13 protein-coding genes are annotated in these 17,185 nt (G+C 66.6%); 9 read left to right on the top strand and 4 right to left on the bottom strand.

Annotation, left to right across the window (positions count from 1 at the left end; all coding sequences use genetic code 11):
• Nucleotides 1-36: 36 nt before the first annotated feature.
• Complete coding sequence (locus DOM33_RS07380) at nucleotides 37-1,386, bottom strand: hypothetical protein (protein ID WP_110667225.1); 1,350 nt, start codon at nucleotides 1,384-1,386, stop codon at nucleotides 37-39.
• Between the two features lie 366 nt (nucleotides 1,387-1,752).
• Here DOM33_RS07380 and DOM33_RS07385 point away from each other — a divergent pair, with 366 nt between their 5' ends.
• Nucleotides 1,753-4,305: a membrane-bound PQQ-dependent dehydrogenase, glucose/quinate/shikimate family gene (locus DOM33_RS07385; protein ID WP_110667227.1), complete on the top strand. Its 2,553-nt coding sequence runs from the start codon at nucleotides 1,753-1,755 to the stop codon at nucleotides 4,303-4,305.
• Nucleotides 4,306-4,448: 143 nt separating this feature from the next.
• Here the strand turns inward: DOM33_RS07385 and DOM33_RS07390 are convergent, their stop codons facing one another.
• A complete protein-coding gene (locus DOM33_RS07390) occupies nucleotides 4,449-5,210 on the bottom strand; it encodes an SDR family NAD(P)-dependent oxidoreductase (protein ID WP_110667229.1) in 762 nt (253 codons plus the stop codon).
• Between the two features lie 64 nt (nucleotides 5,211-5,274).
• Nucleotides 5,275-6,027, bottom strand: a complete 753-nt coding sequence (locus DOM33_RS07395; RefSeq protein WP_110667231.1) for a sulfite exporter TauE/SafE family protein — start codon at nucleotides 6,025-6,027, stop codon at nucleotides 5,275-5,277.
• Nucleotides 6,028-6,389: 362 nt separating this feature from the next.
• On the opposite strand from DOM33_RS07395, the gene DOM33_RS07400 reads away from it, so the two are divergent.
• On the top strand, nucleotides 6,390-7,709 hold the full coding sequence (locus DOM33_RS07400; RefSeq protein ID WP_110667233.1) for an aspartate aminotransferase family protein: 1,320 nt from the start codon (nucleotides 6,390-6,392) through the stop codon (nucleotides 7,707-7,709).
• 70 nt (nucleotides 7,710-7,779) lie between these two features.
• Here the strand turns inward: DOM33_RS07400 and pdxR are convergent, their stop codons facing one another.
• Complete coding sequence (pdxR, locus tag DOM33_RS07405; RefSeq protein ID WP_110667235.1) at nucleotides 7,780-9,237, bottom strand: MocR-like pyridoxine biosynthesis transcription factor PdxR; 1,458 nt, start codon at nucleotides 9,235-9,237, stop codon at nucleotides 7,780-7,782.
• Nucleotides 9,238-9,602: 365 nt separating this feature from the next.
• On the opposite strand from pdxR, the gene DOM33_RS07410 reads away from it, so the two are divergent.
• From DOM33_RS07410 to DOM33_RS07440, 7 genes are all read left to right on the top strand, one after another.
• Nucleotides 9,603-11,006, top strand: a complete 1,404-nt coding sequence (locus DOM33_RS07410; RefSeq protein ID WP_110667237.1) for a sodium/glutamate symporter — start codon at nucleotides 9,603-9,605, stop codon at nucleotides 11,004-11,006.
• A complete protein-coding gene (locus DOM33_RS07415) occupies nucleotides 11,003-12,682 on the top strand; it encodes an amidohydrolase (protein WP_110667240.1) in 1,680 nt (559 codons plus the stop codon). Before DOM33_RS07410 ends, DOM33_RS07415 begins: the two co-directional genes overlap by 4 nt.
• A 2-nt stretch (nucleotides 12,683-12,684) precedes the next feature.
• Nucleotides 12,685-13,791 carry a CobW family GTP-binding protein gene (locus tag DOM33_RS07420; RefSeq protein WP_110667242.1) on the top strand — a complete coding sequence of 369 codons (1,107 nt, stop codon included), beginning with the start codon at nucleotides 12,685-12,687 and terminating at the stop codon, nucleotides 13,789-13,791.
• A gap of 321 nt (nucleotides 13,792-14,112) precedes the next feature.
• Complete coding sequence (locus DOM33_RS07425) at nucleotides 14,113-15,003, top strand: transporter substrate-binding domain-containing protein (RefSeq protein ID WP_110667244.1); 891 nt, start codon at nucleotides 14,113-14,115, stop codon at nucleotides 15,001-15,003.
• A gap of 92 nt (nucleotides 15,004-15,095) precedes the next feature.
• Nucleotides 15,096-15,737, top strand: coding sequence for an amino acid ABC transporter permease (locus DOM33_RS07430; protein ID WP_110667246.1), 642 nt, complete (start codon nucleotides 15,096-15,098; stop codon nucleotides 15,735-15,737).
• 11 nt (nucleotides 15,738-15,748) lie between these two features.
• A complete protein-coding gene (locus DOM33_RS07435; RefSeq protein WP_110667248.1) occupies nucleotides 15,749-16,414 on the top strand; it encodes an amino acid ABC transporter permease in 666 nt (221 codons plus the stop codon).
• Nucleotides 16,407-17,165: an amino acid ABC transporter ATP-binding protein gene (locus tag DOM33_RS07440; protein ID WP_110667250.1), complete on the top strand. Its 759-nt coding sequence runs from the start codon at nucleotides 16,407-16,409 to the stop codon at nucleotides 17,163-17,165. The genes DOM33_RS07435 and DOM33_RS07440 overlap by 8 nt, the downstream gene beginning before the upstream one ends.
• The last annotated feature ends 20 nt before the right edge of the window (nucleotides 17,166-17,185 follow it).

A 17,185-nucleotide genomic window follows, 5' to 3' on the forward strand; every position in this document is an offset into this window, starting at 1 on the left:
TTTCAGCTCGGCAAGGCCGGGCTCGGAAGAGCGGCCTTAGAAGGTCAGACCGAAGTTGGACTGAAAGCTGGTGTGCCAGCCATCGTCGACCGGCGAACCGAAGTAGTTCAAACCGTTCTTGTTGGTGATCACGTCGAACCAGGCATAGTAGCGTCCGGCCGTCACTTTCACGCCCAGGTCGTTGAGCATGGGGTCGTCCATGTCGCCGTAGCCGCCATTGACCGCCGAGTAGTCTTCACGCGGGTCGATATAGCTGAAATCGTTGAAGAAATAGAGGTTCTCCAGCGCGCCCCACTCCACGTCCATGCTGTAACCGACGCTCGCGGTGTAGACCTCGGCTTCCGCCGGGATGAGGTAGTTGAAACCGAAAGCCCCGATCTGGATGACGTCATCGGAGATGCCGGAGGTGGCCTCGCTCGGGTTCTCGGCGTTGTACTCGTAGTGCGTCGCCTGCAGCAGCGTCTGCCAGTTGCCGTAGTTGCCGTTCAGCCCCAGCGCGACCTGCCAGTTGTCGCCGCTTTCGTGGGTGTTTTCATTGTAGAGCTGCCCGCCCTTGGCCGAGGCGTTGAGCTCGGTGGTGTAGTCGCTGCCGGCATTGAAGGTATAGGCGACGCGGCCGGCGACCTGGTTCTCTTCCGAGTTGCCCTGGGCGCTATTGCCCACCGCGTTGGCACCGTAGTGCTCGTTGCCTTCGCCGAGCTGGTCGCTCTTGAAGAACGCAAGGCTGGTGTCCCAGGCGCCCTGGCTGTGGTCCCACTTGAGCCCCACGTTCTGGTTGTCGTTGAAACCGCCCAGATAGGCGAGCGTGCCGTACCAGCCGAGGTAGCCATAGTCCATGTTGCCGAACGGCAGCTGCACCAGACCCAGCTTGACCTGGTCGTTGTCGCCGAAGCTGTAGCCGGCCCAGCCGTGCTGCAGGAAGCGGTAGCCGTCGTAGAAGCGATACTGGAAGGAGTAGGTCAGCGGGCCTTCTCCGCCCTCCATGCCCAGGATGAACTTGCCGAAGTCGATGTCTCCCGCCTTGTCCTTGTCCGACTCGTTCCAGTCGTTGAAGACGTAGCCGTATTCGAGCGCGCCGGTGAAGCGCGGCGCATCGAGCTCGTCGAGCATCGAGCGGTTCTCTTCGACCATCTGGCGCGTCTTGGGACTGGCCTCCTGCTGTCCCGACGCTCCCTGCTGTGTCGATGCCTGCTGGGCGGACGTCTGCTGGGCGGACGTCTGCTGGGCTGACTCCTGATCGTTGAGCCTCTGCTGCAGGCGCTCGACTTCGGCCTGGAGCGCGTCGAGACGCTGCTGAACGTCCGCATCGCTCTGGGCGAGTGCCGGCGATGCGCACGCCATCATGCCCACGGAGAGCCCGAGGGTCTTGAAGGTACGTGAAGTCACGTGGCTGTTCCCTTGTCATTGTGTTCTCGATACTGACGGTCGTTGCCGCCATCGGTCGCCCCGATGTTCCGAAGCGCCGGAAACGGTAACAAAGGGGTCACGCAACTTAAACCGACGCCACAGCGCCGATGTGCCGGGGGCTCGCCTCGCCAAGCCGCCGATCCGCCCCCTCATCGTGTGCCTCGCGGGGCGTGGTTGGCGGCATCGTAGCGACCCAACGGGATGCCCGACATCGCGATGACGCGGGCTGAATTCATCGATCGTTTGCTCTATCCTGACATCGTGCAACTATGACAATTTGTCGCACGCGGCACGGATCGCATCACTCGCGAGAAGTGAGCCACAGGGAATGCAAGGGAGAGAACAGTGAATCAATCCACGTCGACCCGGGGTTCTGGCGGCATATTCGCCAGAATCGTGGGTGTCATCGTCGCGCTCGTCGGCCTCGCGTTAGGCGCAGGCGGGCTCTATCTCGCCACACTGGGCGGGTCCTGGTACTACTTGATCGCCGGCGTCGTCATGCTGGTTTCCGGCCTTCTCATGGTCGGCGGTCGCATCGCCGGTGCCTGGCTCTACGCCCTGGTCTTCATCGGCACATTCCTCTGGGCCGCCTGGGAATCGGGGCTCAACTACTGGCGCTGGATTCCACGGCTCGACGTCGTCCTGATCCTGGCGATTCTCGTCGCGCTAGCCCTGCCCAGCTTCAAGAGCGGCCCCGGCCGCAAGACCGGCTTTTCGCTCGCCGGCGTGCTGTTTCTGGGGCTGGTGATTGCAGGTGCCCTCGCGTTCCTGCCCGGCCGCGGCTATCAGCAAAACGCCGACGTCCCGGAGATGGCGAGCGCCTCCCTTGCGACCGACGTGGGCGACGCACAGCCCGCCGACACGCCGGCAGACGGCGACTGGGCGGCCTACGGGCGCGACTCCGCGGCGACGCGCTACTCGCCGCTGGATCAGATCAACCCCGACAACGTCGGCGATCTCGAAGTGGCCTGGCAGTATCGCACCGGCGACCTGCTCGACCACCGCTGGGGCGCCGAGACCACGCCGTTGAAGATCGGCGACGACGTTTTCCTGTGCACCTCGCGCAACATCCTGATCTCCCTCGATGCCGCCAGCGGCGAAGAGAACTGGCGCTACGATCCGGTCGTCTCCGAAGACGCCATTCCCTACACGGCAGCGTGCCGTGGCGTGACCTATTACGAAATGCCGGATGACGCCGAGGGCGGCAACGATCAGTCGGCCGCGGACACCGGCGAAGGCGTCGATCTCGCCCGCGACGATCAGGACGATGCGGCGAACGATGCCAACGACGACGCCCCCGCCGCGCCGGCCGTCGCCAGCAACGACGCCCAGGCGTGCCGCACGCGCATCATCTCCGGCACCCTCGACGGCCGTCTGATTCAGGTCGATGCCGCGACCGGCGAGCCCTGCCGCGATTTCGGCGACAACGGCCAGGTCGACATCAAGCGCAACATGGGTGAGACGCCGGAAGGCTACGTCTCGATCAACTCCGCGCCGGTCGTGGTCAACGACGTCATCGTCACCGGCCACCAGGTGCTCGACGGTCAGCGCCGCTATCCGCCCTCCGGTGTCATTCAGGCGTATGACGCGGTCACCGGCGAACAGGTCTGGGCGTGGGATGCTGCCCGTCCGGATCGCAGCGAACCGCTCTCCGGCGACGAGACCTACGTCCGCGGCTCGCCCAACATGTGGACGACTGCCGTCGGCGACAGCCAGCTCGGCATGGTCTACCTGCCGATGGCCAACAGCGCCGCCGACTACTGGAGCAGCTCGCGAACCGAAGAAGAGAACGAGTGGGCGAGTTCGCTGGTCGCGATCGACGTCGAAACCGGCCTGCCGGTCTGGCACTTTCAGACCGCTCACAAGGACGTCTGGGACTACGACCCGGGTTCGCAGCCGAGCCTGATCGACTTCCCCACCGGCGACGGCGACGTGCCGGCGCTGATCATGCCGACCAAGCAGGGTGAGATCTACGTCTTCAACCGCGAGACCGGCGAACTGCTCGGCGGCGGTGCCGAAGAGCGTCCGGTGCCGCAGGGCGGCGCAGAGCCGGAGCAGCGCAGCGAGACCCAGCCGTTCTCGCTCTACGCCACGCTTCGCCAGCCGGACATCACCGAGAAGGACATGTGGGGCATGTCGCCGTTCGATCAGCTCTTCTGCCGTATCCAGTATCGGCAGGCGAGCTGGGAAGGCATGTACACCCCGCCGACCGCCGAGCAGCCCTGGGTGCAGTACACCGGCTACAACGGCGGCTCCGACTGGGGCAGCGTGGCGATCGACCCGCAGCGCGGCGTCATCATCGCCAACTACAACGACATGCCCAACTACAACGAGTTCGTACCGCGCGACGTCGCCAACGAACGTGGCTGGGTGCCGCGTGAGGAAGCCGGTGAAGACAGCGGCGGCGCCGAAGGCGCAGGCGATCCGCAGGCGAACACGCCGTATGCGATCAACGTCAACGCCGGCTGGCGCGTCCCCTACACCGGCATGCTCTGCAAGCAGCCGCCGTACGGTCACATCCGCGCCATCGAACTCGCCAGCGGCGATACGCTGTGGGACCGCCCGCTGGGCACGGCCCGCGCCAACGGTCCGTGGGGCATCCGTTCGGGTCTGCCGATCGATATCGGCACGCCCAACAACGGCGGCTCCGTGGTCACCGCGGGCGGTCTGATCTTCATCGCTGCGGCGACCGACGATCTGATCCGCGCGATCGATATCGAGAGCGGCGAGACCGTCTGGCAGGCACCGCTGCCGGCCGGCGGTCAGGCCAACCCGATGGTGTACGAGGCCAACGGTCGCCAGTATCTGGTGATCGTCGCCACCGGCCACCACTTCATGGAGACGCCTACCGGCGACTACGTGATCGCCTACGCCCTGCCGGAGCAGGACGACGACTGATCACCCGCATTGGGTAACGCAAGACGACATCGCCCCGGNNCCGGGGCGATGTCGTTTCTGGGCGGGTGTCGAAAACGGCTCGGGGCCGGAGGCCGGCGCAGGGTGGAAAATCGCCCAGTGGCGAGCGCCGCCAGCGTCCGGGGTCAGTCGTCGCGGTCGATGGCAAACGCCGACCATGCCTGACGCGTCGGCATCACTTCCAGACGGTTGAAGTTGATGTGCGCCGGGAGCGTGGCGATGTAGAACATCTGCTCGGCGATGTCCTCGGCGGTGAGCGCGGTGGTGCCGCGATAGAGGGCGTCGGAGGCGCTCTGGTCGCCGCCGGTGCGTACCAGGGTGAACTCGGTTTCGGCGATGCCCGGGGCGAGATCGGTCACGCGTACGCCGGTACCCTGCAGATCGCAGCGCAGGTTGTAGCTGAACTGTTTGACGAAGGCCTTCGAGGCGCCGTAGACGTGGCTGCCGGGATAGGGCCACTGGCCGGCAATGGAACCCACGTTGACGATCGTCGCCCCGGCGCCCGTCTCGATCAGCGTCGGCAGCAGCGCGTGGGTCACGTTGACCAGCCCCGTGACGTTGGTATCGATCATGGTGTGCCAATCCTTGAGCTCGACCTTCTGCGCCGGCTGCGGCGCCAGCGCCAGGCCGGCGTTGTTGATCAGCGCGTGGATGCGGGCAAAATCCGCCGGCAGCGCTTCGACCGCCTGCTGCACCGCCTGGTCGTCGCGCACGTCCAGCGCGATGGTATGCACCCTTGCCTTCTCGCCGAGCTCTTCGGCAATGGCATCGAGCCGCTCCTGGCGACGCCCCGTGAGTACCAGCGACCAGCCCGCCTCGGCGAAGCGCCGGGCCGCCGCCCGACCGAATCCTGAGGTCGCACCGGTAATGAAAACGGTATTCGTCATGCTCGACTCCTCGACTGCGTTAGCGATGGCCCTCGCGGCGTGGCTGCGCCTTGCCGACCTCGGCTCACAGTGACAGCCACTCGCGCACGAGCACCCAGAGAGACAGCGCCACCAGCAGTGGCGCCACCGTGATCTTGAGCGATCTTGGCCGAGATCGCTCGAATAGCCACTGGCCCAGAGCGTTGCCGGCGAGCGCCGGTACGATGAGCGCGGCCGCCCGCCCTAGCGTATCAGCGCCGACGACACCGATGCCCGCCAGACCGATCAACGAGACCGCGCTGCTGGCGGCGAAGAACAGGATGGCGGTGGCCCGAAGCGTCGCCGGCGCCAGGCGCCGATGCAGCAGATAGAGCATCAGCGGCGGGCCACCGGCGGAGGCGAGCGTCATGCAGAGCCCGGCGCCCGCCCCCGCGGCCGTATCCGACCACCGGGCCGAGCGAGGTGGTGTCGGGCTCGCCCTCTCCTCGTCTCGCAGCAAGATCGCCACCGCCCCGCCAAGCGACAGCAGCGCGATGACGATACTCAGCGCCGCCGTGGGCAGCGAGGAAACGAGCCCCACACCCATCAGCGTCGCGACGAGCATGCCGGCGAGCAGATAACGCAGCCGCGGCCACGCCACCGCAAGTGCCGCCCGTCGCCAGAGACCCGCGCTTGCCAGCAGATCGAGCAGCAGCGCCAGCGGCACCGCCTCGGTCGGTGACAGCCAACCCACCAGGCCGAGGGCGACGATCATCGCGAAGCCGAATCCGCAGTAGCCGCGAATCGTGCCCGCCAGCAGCGTCAGCGCCACCGCGAATAGCCAGCCGGTAACGCTCATCGGACGCTCACCGACGCGTCCTTCTTCGGCTTTCCGCCCATCACCGGTTTGCCGCCCATCGCCATGGCATCCCCCGCGCTCGATCGAGGCAGCAAGTTAACGAGCCATGTCGATCCCCGGTAGGGCCAGTTGTCGAGCGGCGCCGGGACATCCCGAAGACGATACGGCTACCCGGCGCTCGCCCCTCGGTGAGCGCCCATCTCTCTGTCCCGAAGCCGGCGGCATTCTGGCTCTAGGCCAGCGTGACTCGACCGCCCTAGGCTTGAGGTCACGCTCGCCGGTCGCTCGTCCGGCCGCCGCCGGGCCCCTGGTCCGGCTCATACATCAGGCCCCAATCGCCTTGCCACTCGGGACACTCGACCATGAACGACGCCGCTCTCAACGACCTCACCCTCGCGCTCGACCGCCAGCACGTCTTTCACTCGTGGTCGGTTCAGGGCGGCCTCGACCCGCTGGTGATCGCCGGTGGCAAGGGGTGTCGCCTGTGGGACTACGCCGGAAAAGAGTATCTGGACTTCTCCAGCCAGCTGGTCAACACCAACATCGGCCATCAGCACCCCAAGGTGATCGCCGCCATTCAGGCCCAGGCGGAGACGCTCGCCACCGTCGCTCCGGCGCACGCCAACCTGGCGCGGGGCGAGGCCGCCCAGCGCGTGTTGTCGCACGCCCCGGTAGGCTTCGAGAAGGTCTTTTTCACCAACGCCGGCGCGGATGCCAACGAGAACGCCATGCGCATGGCGCGTGCGGTCACCGGGCGCGACAAGATCCTCTCGGCCTATCGCTCGTATCACGGCAGCACCGGCGCCGCCATCGCCGCCACCGGCGACCCGCGGCGGGTACCCAACGAATTCGCCCGCGGCCATGCCCACTTCTTCAATCCGTTTCTCTATCGCAGCGACTTCTGGGCGGAGAACGAAGCCCAGGAGTGCGAACGCGCCCTTACCCACTTGAAGCGCGTGATCGAATGCGAGGGGCCCGGGTCGATCGCCGCCATCCTGCTGGAGTCGATTCCGGGGACCGCCGGCGTGCTGGTGCCACCCAAGGCGTATCTCGAGGGGGTTCGTCGCCTCGCCGATCAGCACGGCATCCTGCTGATCTTCGACGAGGTGATGGCGGGCTTCGGCCGAACCGGGCGCTGGTTCGCCTTCGAACACTTCGCCGCCCGCCCCGATCTGATCGTCTTCGCCAAGGGCGTCAATTCGGGCTACGTACCCGCCGGCGGCGTCGTCATTTCCGAGACCGTTTCCCGACATTTCGACGAGCGCATGTTCTTCGGCGGCCTCACCTACTCGGGCCATCCGCTGGCGATGGCGGCGATCGTCGCCACGCTGGATGCGATGGCGGAAGAGGGCGTGGTGGAGAATGCCGATCGGATCGGCAACGGCGTGCTGGCGAGCGGGCTTTCGCGGCTGGCGGAACGACACGCCGTCGTCGGCGAGACGCGCGGGCTCGGCGTCTTTCACGCCCTCGAGCTCGTCAGCGACCCCGAGACGCGCGCCCCGCTGCCCGCCGCCGAGATGGCGACCATCAAACGCGCGCTGATCGAGCAAGGCGTGCTGCCGTTCGTGGTCGAGAACCGCATCCACGTGGTACCGCCGTGCATCGTCAGCGAAGCGGAGGTAGCGGAAGGACTCGCCGCGCTGGATAAAGTGCTCGGCGAGGCCAGCGCTCGCCTCGGCTGAGATAAAGAGAAAGGTGAGCGGGCGCTGGCGAGGCGCCCGCCCGAAGTGCAGTCGCTGGACAGCGTCTCTGCTAGAAGACGTCGGCCAGACGTTCGATACCGGGACGAATGCGCTCGTTGTCGATGACGCCGAAACCGAGCCGGAAGAAGTTGCCCGGCGGCGCCCGGTCGAAGAAGTGCTGGAACCCCGGCTCGATCAGCACCCCCTGCTGGGACGCGCGCCAGGCCAGGCGCTGGGTATCGATCCCGGCGGGCGCCTGAAGCCAGAACACGCTGGCATGGTCGTCACCGATGCGCCGGCACGACGGCAGCGCCCGGGTGATGGCGTCGTCCAGTGTCTCCCAGCGCTGTCGCATCTCCTCGGCGAACACGCGCAGATAGCGGTCGTAGTGGCCCTGGGCGAGAAACTCCGCCAGCTGCTGCTGCAGCCCCGAAGGCGGATGGCGGTACATCAGCCGTCGCAGCGCTCTCAGCTCATCGATCAGCTCGGCGTCCGCGACCAGATAGCCCAGCCGCAGGCCGGCGGAGAGCGGTTTGGAGAGCGAGCTCATGTAGATCACGCGGGCGCCGGCGCGACTCGCCTTCAGGGCTGGCTGAGCGTGGCGGTCGAAATTGACCTCGGCGTCGTAGTCGTCCTCCAGCACCACCTGATCCCGCTCGAGGATCTGGGCAATCAGCGCCTCGCGCCGCGCCCGGCTCATGGTCACGCCCGTCGGCACCTGATGGCTGGGCGTCACGTAGAGGTAGTCGCAGCGTGCGGCCTCGGCGTCGAGCTGCATCCCCTCGCTATCGAGGGACTGGTAGCTCAGCGTCGCGCCCTGGCGGCGGAAGACATTGGCCGCCTCCCGGTAGCCGGGATTCTCCACCGCCACCCGGGTGCGCGCATCGAACAGCAGCTGGGCGATCAGGTAGAGCGCGTTCTGGGAGCCAAGGGTGATCAGGATCTCGTCGCTGCGGGCGTGGATGCCCCGCTTGGGCAGCACCCGGGTGCGGATCTGCTCGACCAGCATGGGGTCGTCCTGATCGTAGCGATCGTTGAGCCAGTGGCGCTCGCGGTGGCCGCCCAGCAGTCGGCGCGACGCCTCCCGCCACTGCTCAAGTGGAAAGAGCCCGGCGTCGAGCTGGCCGTAGACGAAGGGAAACTCGTAGTGCATCCAGTTGCTCGGTCGCAGTACGCCCTGCAGGTGGCTCGGCCGATGGGTGAAGCGCCTGCCCCAGGATGGCGCATCGACGACCTCGTCCCGCTCGTCTTCCATCGATTCCGGTGCAGCGCCCGGCTGGTAGGTGTCATCGAGGTAGTAGCCGCTGCGCGGACGGCTCACCAGGTAGCCGTCCTCGACCAGCTTTTCGTAGACGAGTGCCACGGTGTTGCGCGAGATTCCCAGCTGCAGCGACAGTTTGCGACACGACGGCAGCGCCTCCTCGGCGGGAATGGTGCCGGTATGAATGGCGTCCAGCAGCGCCTTGCGCAGCTGCTCCTGCAGCCCCCGCTGGCAGTCGAAATCGAGATGAAAATAGTGATCGAGCATGGATGACTCCTTGGATGACGACTTGCCGATGGCGACTTGCCGATGGAAAGTGCCGATCCGGCGAATGCTCTGGCCGGTACGTCCAAGTTCGATGCAATTAACGCGCCAGTGGCCCCGCGGCCGAGGTCGATCGCCCTCGCAGCGACGATAACGTGCAGGGTCGCCGACCCGTCGGCTCGATACTCGAAGGTCGGGCCTGTCCCGGACGCGCTGTCGATCTGGCCCGATCCGCCCGGGAAGGCGTTACTTACGATGAAGCGCTAGTCTCCACCCCCTCGCGCTGACTCGACCGACGCGATGAAGAGCACGACGATCACGACAACGATCACGATAACGACAACGACGACCACCACGAGGATTCCCCCATGGGCAGCACGTTTCACGGCGTCATCGCCTTCGCGCTGATGACCGCCCTTCTGGTCATCGGCAGCCTTTTGCGCTCACGTTTACCCTGGCTGCGCGCGAGTCTGATTCCGGGGAGTATCGTCGCCGGCGCCCTCGGCTTCGCCGCGCTCTCGCTGGGCTGGGTTCCCGGCTACGGGCCGCAGGATTTCACCGCGCTGGCGTTTCACTTCTTCACCCTGAGTTTCATGTCGCTGTGTCTGACCGGCAGCCCGCCCGCGGCGGACGGTCGCGAGCGTCAAAGCGTCATCGGTGGTGGACTCTGGCTGACGCTGATGTGGACGGCGAGTCTCGGCGTGCAGGCGGTGATCGGCTACGCCGTGATGTCGGGATTCGATCTGATCAGCGGCGCCGATCTCGACCCGCTGCTCGGCGCCATCGCCACCCACGGCTTCACCCAGGGGCCGGGGCAGGCGCTCACCTACGGCACGATCTGGCAGGAGGATTACGGCATCGCCGACGCCGCCCAGGTCGGGGTGATCTTCGCCTCGATGGGCTTCATCGCCGCCTTTCTGGTCGGTGTCCCCATGGCGCGCTACTTCCTCAAGCGCGGGCGCAACGCCAATCGCCACTCCACCCTCGACGACGATTTCATCAGCGGCTTTCACCGTCCGGACACCCGTCCCAGTGCGGGCCGGCAGATCTCCCACGCCGGCACCGTGGACTCGTTCGCCTGGCACCTGGGGCTTCTGGGCGTGGCCTACGTTCTCACCTATCTGTGGCTGTCGCTGATGCAGCCGCTGGTCGCCGGCAATCAGCTGCTCTCGGTGTTCTTCAGCTATAACCTCTTCTTCGCCCACGGCCTGACCATCTGCGTGTTGATGCGTCTGGCGATCGACCGCCTGGGCTGGGCGCACCGGGTCGACGACGACACCTTCAAGCGCATCACCAGCGCCTCGGTGGACTTCATGGTGGTGGCGACCCTGATGAGCATTCAGATCGCGGTGCTCGCCGCGCTGCTGCTGCCGATACTGCTGGTGGCGGCCTGCATCACGCTGGTCACCTTCATCGGCGCGCTCATCATCGGGCGACTCAGCGGCCCGCTCGGCGCCGAGCGAGCGGTGACCGCCTTCGGCTGCTGCTGCGGTTCCACTGGCACGGGGCTGTTGCTGCTGCGCATGCTGGATGCGGATTTCAGCACCTCGGTGCCCAAGGAGCTGGCGTTTTTCAATATCGCCATCCTCATCGTCAATATTCCCACGCTGTTCTTCTTCGCCCCCATCGCGCCGAGTCTGAGCCCGGCGACCTATCTGCTGATCTTCGGCGGCTACGCCCTCGTGACGCTCGCCTGCATCCCGCTGCTGCTACGCTGGCAGCGTCGGCGTGACGCCGGCGCCGCGAGTCACACCACGGAGCGTCCCGCATGAGCTGTCGCATCTACGCTGCCAAACGCATCGTCACCATGAACCCCTCGCAGCCCACCGCCGAGGGGGAGCGCCCCACCCATATCGCGGTGCGCGACGGCCGTATTCTGGGCGTCGGCCCGCTCGAGACCCTGACCGAATTCGGCGACTACGTGCTCGACGAACGCTTCGCCGACAAGATCCTCATGCCGGGGTTCGTCGAGGGGCACAGCCACGCGCTGGAAGGGGCGATGTGGGCCTACGTCTACGCCGGTTTCTTTCCCCGTACCGACCCGGAGGGCCGGGTCTGGGCGGGGCTGACCGATATCGCCTCGGTTCAGTCGCGGCTCAGTGACCATGCGTCAGCGCTCGAGGCCGAGACCCCGCTGATCGCCTGGGGGTTCGATCCGATCTATTTCCCCACGCGCCGGCTCGACCGGGACGACCTCGACGCCGTCGACGACCGTCGCCCGATCGTGGTGATCCACGCCAGTCTCCACATGATGACCGTCAACTCCGCGATGCTGGCACTCGCGGGGCTCGAGGCACATGCCGACATCGACGGCGTCATGACCTTTAACGACGGCAGATTGAACGGCGAACTGCGGGAGATGGCGGCCATGCACGCCGTCTTCGACACCCTGGCCCTCGATCTCTTCGACCGCGGCAGCACGCCGGAGACGCTGAATCGCTACGCCAGGATCGCCCAGCGCAACGGCGTCACCACGCTCACCGATCTCTACAATCCGCTCAGCGAGACCGGCGTGGCCAGCATGCGCGAGTGCCTCGGCGACGATACATTGCCGATGCGCCTGGTGCCGGCGATGAGCGCGCTGACCTACAGCGCCGAGGCGGGGATCGAGCGCCTCATGGCGTGTCGTGAGCTAGCCACGGACCGGCTGCACTTCGGCCCGGTGAAGCTGATGACCGACGGCTCGATCCAGGGCTACAGCGCTCGCCTGCGGTGGCCCGGGTACCACGACGGCGCCCCCAACGGGCTCTGGAACGCCGAGCCCGAGCGCCTGGTCGAGCTGGTGCACCGCTATCACATGGCCGGGCTGCAGCTGCACATTCACACCAACGGCGACGAGGCGGTGGCGCTGATGCTCGATGCCATCGAGTCAGCACTCGAGCTCTCGCCGAGACCCGATCACCGCCATACGCTGCAGCACTGCCAGATCATCGATCACGCCCAGATGAAGCGCGCCGCGCGGCTCGGCGTCTGCCTCAACATGTTCGCCAACCACCTTTACTACTGGGGCGACATTCACCGCGAGCGCACCCTCGGTTTCGAGCGCAGCCAGCGCCTGGAGCCGCTGGCGAGCGCCGACCGCCTGGGCATTCCCATCGCCGCCCACTGCGACGCCCCGGTGACGCCGCTGTCACCGCTGTTCACGGCCTGGTGCAGCGTCGCCCGCCGGACCGCCAGCGGTCGCGTGCTGGGTGCCGCCGAGGCGCTGACGGTGGAGCGGGCGCTGAAGCTGATCACCCTCGATGCCGCCTACACCCTCAAGCTCGACGACCGTATCGGCAGCCTGGAGGTCGGCAAGTTCGCCGACATCGCCGTGCTCGACGAGGACCCCATGGAGGTGCCGCTGGAGCGGCTGCCCGGGATTCGCATCGCCGCGACGATGGTCGGCGGCAAGGTGTTCGCCAACGACATCGACGACGGAGCTTACGATGACAAAGCGCGCGACTGACGATGCCCGAGACGACTGAACCCGCGACGACTGAACCCGCGACGGCGTCATCACCGGCGACGATTCCCGTGACGCTGGTCGCGGGCTATCTGGGGGCCGGCAAGACGACCTGGCTCAACCGGCATCTGCGCGCGGGCGTCACCCCGGGGACGCTGGTGCTGGTCAACGATTTCGGCGCCATCAACGTCGACGCCGAGCTGATCGACTACCGCGGCGACCGGCTGCTGTCGCTCGACAACGGCTGTCTGTGCTGCTCGCTGAGCGACGCCCTCGGTGCCCAGCTCTCGCGGATCGCCCGCTGGCCCGAGCCGCCGACGGCGCTGATCATCGAGACCAGCGGCGTCGCGCTGCCGGGGCGCATCGCCGACATGGTCCGCGTCGCACGCCAGTTTCACCTGGCCGAGATCGTGACCCTGGTCGATCTCGGCGCGCTGGCCCGCCATCGTCGGGATGGGCGTATCGCCGATTTGGTGGAGACGCAGATCGCCGCGGCGGACCGCCTCTCGTGCAACCGTGAAGACAGCCTCGGCCCCGACGAGCTGGCGTCGGCAAACCGCTGGCTTGAATCGATCAACCCGCATGCGACGAATGAGCCTTCAGCGTCGAATGAGCCTTCAGCGTCGAATGAGCCTTCAGCGTCGAATGAGCCTTCAGCGTCGAATGAGCCTTCAGCGCCGAATGAGCCCCGCGCGAACGCCAGCCGGACTGCCGAACCCGGCGATACCGACATCGAGGCTGTCGACGCCGGCAAAGTCGACTCCCGCGCGCCGCCTCTCCACGGTCTCCAGCCGGCCCCGCTCGACCCTCCGAACTGGCAGCGCTTCACCCGCCAGCTCCCCGCGCTGGCCGAGCGAGACGCGCTGGAGGGTTGCCTGGCGCGCCACGCCGGGGCGGTAGCTCGCGCCAAGGGCTTTCTTCAGGTCGGCGACCGCCACTTCGTCTTCCACTGGAGCGGGGGGCGGGCCAGCTGGACGCCGACCGCACCGCGCCCCGGGGCAGGACAGCTGGTGGGCATCGGTTTCGCCGGTGCCCAACTCGACAGCCTGCTCGACGCCCTCGCCGAACTCGCGACGTCCGCCCCGGACGAACGCCCCCGCGAAGACCGCTGAGCCGCCGCGGAGGCTGAGCGTGCGGCGTCGTGGCTGCGCGCACGGCATAACTGGCCAGCCGATACCGCCGAACTGGCTCTACAGCGACCTCCTCGATCTTCTTTAGGGTGAATTCAGTCCCGTGAGGCGCCGCACACCGGTGTTTCATGCCAGGGGCGGCTGCGTTGAAACGGCGTGAAGCGCGCCGCTCTGTACCCGGACGCGCCCCACCCCGAAACCGCGCCGCGGCATCATTCAACGACAACACGTACCGGCAACGCTCAACTACAACGACAACGACAACGACAACGACAACGACCAACAACAATATCGAGGTGTCTCATGAATCGATCCGCTACCCACTCGTCGACCGTCAACGTCTCGCCCAAGCGGTGGTTCGCCGCCGCACTCGCGGGGTCGCTGATGAGTATCGCCCTTCCCGCGGTCGCCGCCGACCTGGAGGAGATCGAGAGCCGCGGCAGCCTGAACGTGGCGACGGAGGACAACTACGCGCCGTTCAACTTCATCGAGGATGGCGATCCCAGGGGCTTCAACGCCGACGTGCTCGAGGAACTGCGGGAGTACGCCGACTTCGACATCAAGCAGGAGATTCTGCCCTGGACGGGCCTGCTGGCGGCGGTCTCCACCGGCCAGTACGACATGGCGCTGACCGGGGCCTCGGTCTCCGACGAGCGCCTGCGCGTGTTCGACTACACCCCGCCCTACGCCTCCGCCCAGCACTTCGCCATCACCCGCGCGGACTCGGATATCGACAGCGTCGACGATCTCAGCGGGCTTACCGTGGGCGTTCAGGCGGGCAGCGTACTGCTCTCGCGGCTGCCCGAGCTCGAGGCGATGCTGGACGAGGCGGACGAGGAACTCGGCGAGGTAGTGCAGTACGAGTCCTACCCGGAGGCGTTTGCCGATCTGGCCAACGGTCGTCTCGACTACGTGATCGACTCGGCGGTACCGGCGAATACGCTGGTCGCCTCACGGCCGGAAGTCTTCGCCAAGGGGCCCGCGGTCTCCGGTGCCGGCTACGTCTCCTGGCCCATTCCCAAGTCGAGCCCCGAGCTGCTCGAGTACATGAGCGAGTTCCTCGCCCACCTGCGCGACAGCGGCCGACTGGCCGAACTGCAGGAGGAGTGGTTCGGCGAGAGCTTCCCCGACCTGCCCACCGAGCCATTGACCAGCGTCGAGCAGTTCCACGAGCTGGCCGGGCTGGACGACTGAGCGACGCCCCGCCGTCGCCATGCGCGGGGGTCGGCCCGGCCGGCGCCCGCCTCGTCGTTCGCTGCTCTTCACCGGTCATCTAGGGGTCGCCCATGAATGCCAGCGCCTGGCAGATGCTGTTCGACGGGGCCTGGACCACGCTCTGGATCTCCGCGGTGTCGATCGCCATCGGCGTCGCCGCCGGACTGATCGTCGCGCTGATCCGCCTGGCCCGCATTCCCGTCGTCGATCAGATTCTCGTGCTCTACGTCAGTCTCGCGCGGGCCACACCGCTGGTGACGCTTGCGCTGTTCATCTTTCTCAGCGCGCCGACGCTCGGCTTCGGCCTGGATCGCAGCGTCGCCGGCATCCTGGCGCTGACCATCAACACCACCGCGTTCAACGCCGAGATCTGGCGCAGCGGCTTTCGCAACTTCTCCCGCGATCAGCGCGAAGCCGCCATGGCCACCGGCATGACGCCGTGGATCACCTTCCGGCGGATCATGCTGCCGCAGATGGTGATCACGAGCCTTCCGGGGCTGATCAACGAGATGTCCTTTCTGATCAAGGGCAGCCCCGCCATCGCCGTCATCGGCGTCGTCGACCTGACCCGCGTGACCAATCGGATTTCGGCGGTGACCTACGAGCCGCTGCCGCCGATTCTCGTCGCCTGTGCACTCTACATGGCGATCATCGGCGTGCTCGTGTGGCTGCAGCGCCTCGCCGAGCGCCGCGCCAACCGTCTGGCCACTTGAAGGAGAGGCGCATGAGCAACTGGGACATCCTGTGGCAGGCCCGCGACGAGTTCTGGACGGGCTTTCTGAACACGATGCAGATCTTCGGGCTGTCGATCACCGCCGCCTTCGCGATCGGCTGTTTCATGCTCTTTCTGCTCGAGGGCCGACCTTCCACGAGCAAACTGACGCTGCGCGTGTTCATCGACGGCATGCGCATGCTGCCGTTTCTAATGCTCGCCTACCTACTCTATTACGGCCTGCCGACCTTCGGCATTCGCCTCGATGCCTGGTGGGCGGGCGTGGGGGCGCTGGCGGTCTACCACGGCTGCTACTTCGCCGAGATCTTTCGCGGCAGCCGGCTGGTCTTCCCGCAGGGGCAGGTCGAGGCGGCCCAGGCCCACGGCTTCACCCGCGGCAAGATGTTCGTGCGCCTGATTCTGCCGCAGATCGTGATGCAGACCCGGCCGCTGATCGGCAATCAGCTGATCTACGCCCTCAAGGACACGGCCTTTCTGGTCATCATCACGGTGCGCGAGCTGACGGCGGCGGCCAACAGTCTCTCCGGCACCTATTTCATTCCCACCGAGGCGTTTCTGGTGGTCATCGGTTTCTACTGGGCGGTGAGTGTCGCAATGGAGATCATCGTCAAACAGTGCGGGCGCTTCGGCGCCAAGCGAGGGTTCGATCATGCCTGAAGCCACCGCGGTCTCGATCCGCCAGCTCTCCAAGAGCTTCGACGACGTCGAGGTGCTGCGCGACGTCAATCTGGAGGTCACCCCCGGGGAAGTGGTCACGATTCTCGGCGCCTCGGGGTCGGGCAAGTCGACGCTTTTGCGCTGCATCAACTGGCTCGAGCAGCCCGATCGCGGCAGCATTCACATCGCGGGGCAGCGCATCGGCCTCGACGACGCCGGCAAGCGCATGGGTGCCAAGGCGCTCGCCCGCGTGAGAGCGCAAACCGGCATGGTGTTCCAGAGCTTCAATCTCTGGCCGCATCTCAACGTGCTGCACAACGTCACCGAGGCGCCGATCCACGTGATGGGCAAATCCAAGGGCGAGGCGCAGACTCACGCCCGCGAGCTGCTGGAGAAGGTGGGGCTCTCGGACAAGGCCGTGGCCTACCCCGGCACGCTCTCCGGCGGCCAGAAACAGCGCGTGGCGATCGCTCGGGCGCTCGCCATGCAGCCAGAGGTGATGCTGTTCGACGAGCCGACTTCGGCGCTGGACCCGGAGCTCGTCGGCGAAGTGCTGACGGTGATCAAGGATCTCTCCGCGGAGGGCTACACCATGGTGATCGTCACCCACGAGATGAGCTTCGCCCGCGCCGTTTCCGATCAGGTCGTGTTCCTCGACAAGGGCATCATCGTCGAGCGCGCGGACCCGGAGACCTTTTTCGAGCGGCCCGCCACCGAGCGCGTGCAGCGCTTTCTCGAACGCCACGGTTGAGCCGCTGCGTGTGATAGCCA

This window comes from Salinicola halophilus, assembly GCF_003206155.1.
GTDB classification, from domain to species: Bacteria; Pseudomonadota; Gammaproteobacteria; order Pseudomonadales; family Halomonadaceae; genus Salinicola; species Salinicola halophilus.

Coding starts and splice junctions, on each gene's coding strand:
- DOM33_RS07390 (WP_110667229.1), bottom strand. CDS start 5,210: ATGACGAATACCGTTTTCATTACCGGTGCGACCTCAGGATTCGGTCGG.
- DOM33_RS07395 (WP_110667231.1), bottom strand. CDS start 6,027: ATGAGCGTTACCGGCTGGCTATTCGCGGTGGCGCTGACGCTGCTGGCG.
- DOM33_RS07400 (WP_110667233.1), top strand. CDS start 6,390: ATGAACGACGCCGCTCTCAACGACCTCACCCTCGCGCTCGACCGCCAG.
- pdxR (WP_110667235.1), bottom strand. CDS start 9,237: ATGCTCGATCACTATTTTCATCTCGATTTCGACTGCCAGCGGGGGCTG.
- DOM33_RS07410 (WP_110667237.1), top strand. CDS start 9,603: ATGGGCAGCACGTTTCACGGCGTCATCGCCTTCGCGCTGATGACCGCC.
- DOM33_RS07415 (WP_110667240.1), top strand. CDS start 11,003: ATGAGCTGTCGCATCTACGCTGCCAAACGCATCGTCACCATGAACCCC.
- DOM33_RS07420 (WP_110667242.1), top strand. CDS start 12,685: ATGCCCGAGACGACTGAACCCGCGACGACTGAACCCGCGACGGCGTCA.
- DOM33_RS07425 (WP_110667244.1), top strand. CDS start 14,113: ATGAATCGATCCGCTACCCACTCGTCGACCGTCAACGTCTCGCCCAAG.
- DOM33_RS07430 (WP_110667246.1), top strand. CDS start 15,096: ATGAATGCCAGCGCCTGGCAGATGCTGTTCGACGGGGCCTGGACCACG.
- DOM33_RS07435 (WP_110667248.1), top strand. CDS start 15,749: ATGAGCAACTGGGACATCCTGTGGCAGGCCCGCGACGAGTTCTGGACG.
- DOM33_RS07440 (WP_110667250.1), top strand. CDS start 16,407: ATGCCTGAAGCCACCGCGGTCTCGATCCGCCAGCTCTCCAAGAGCTTC.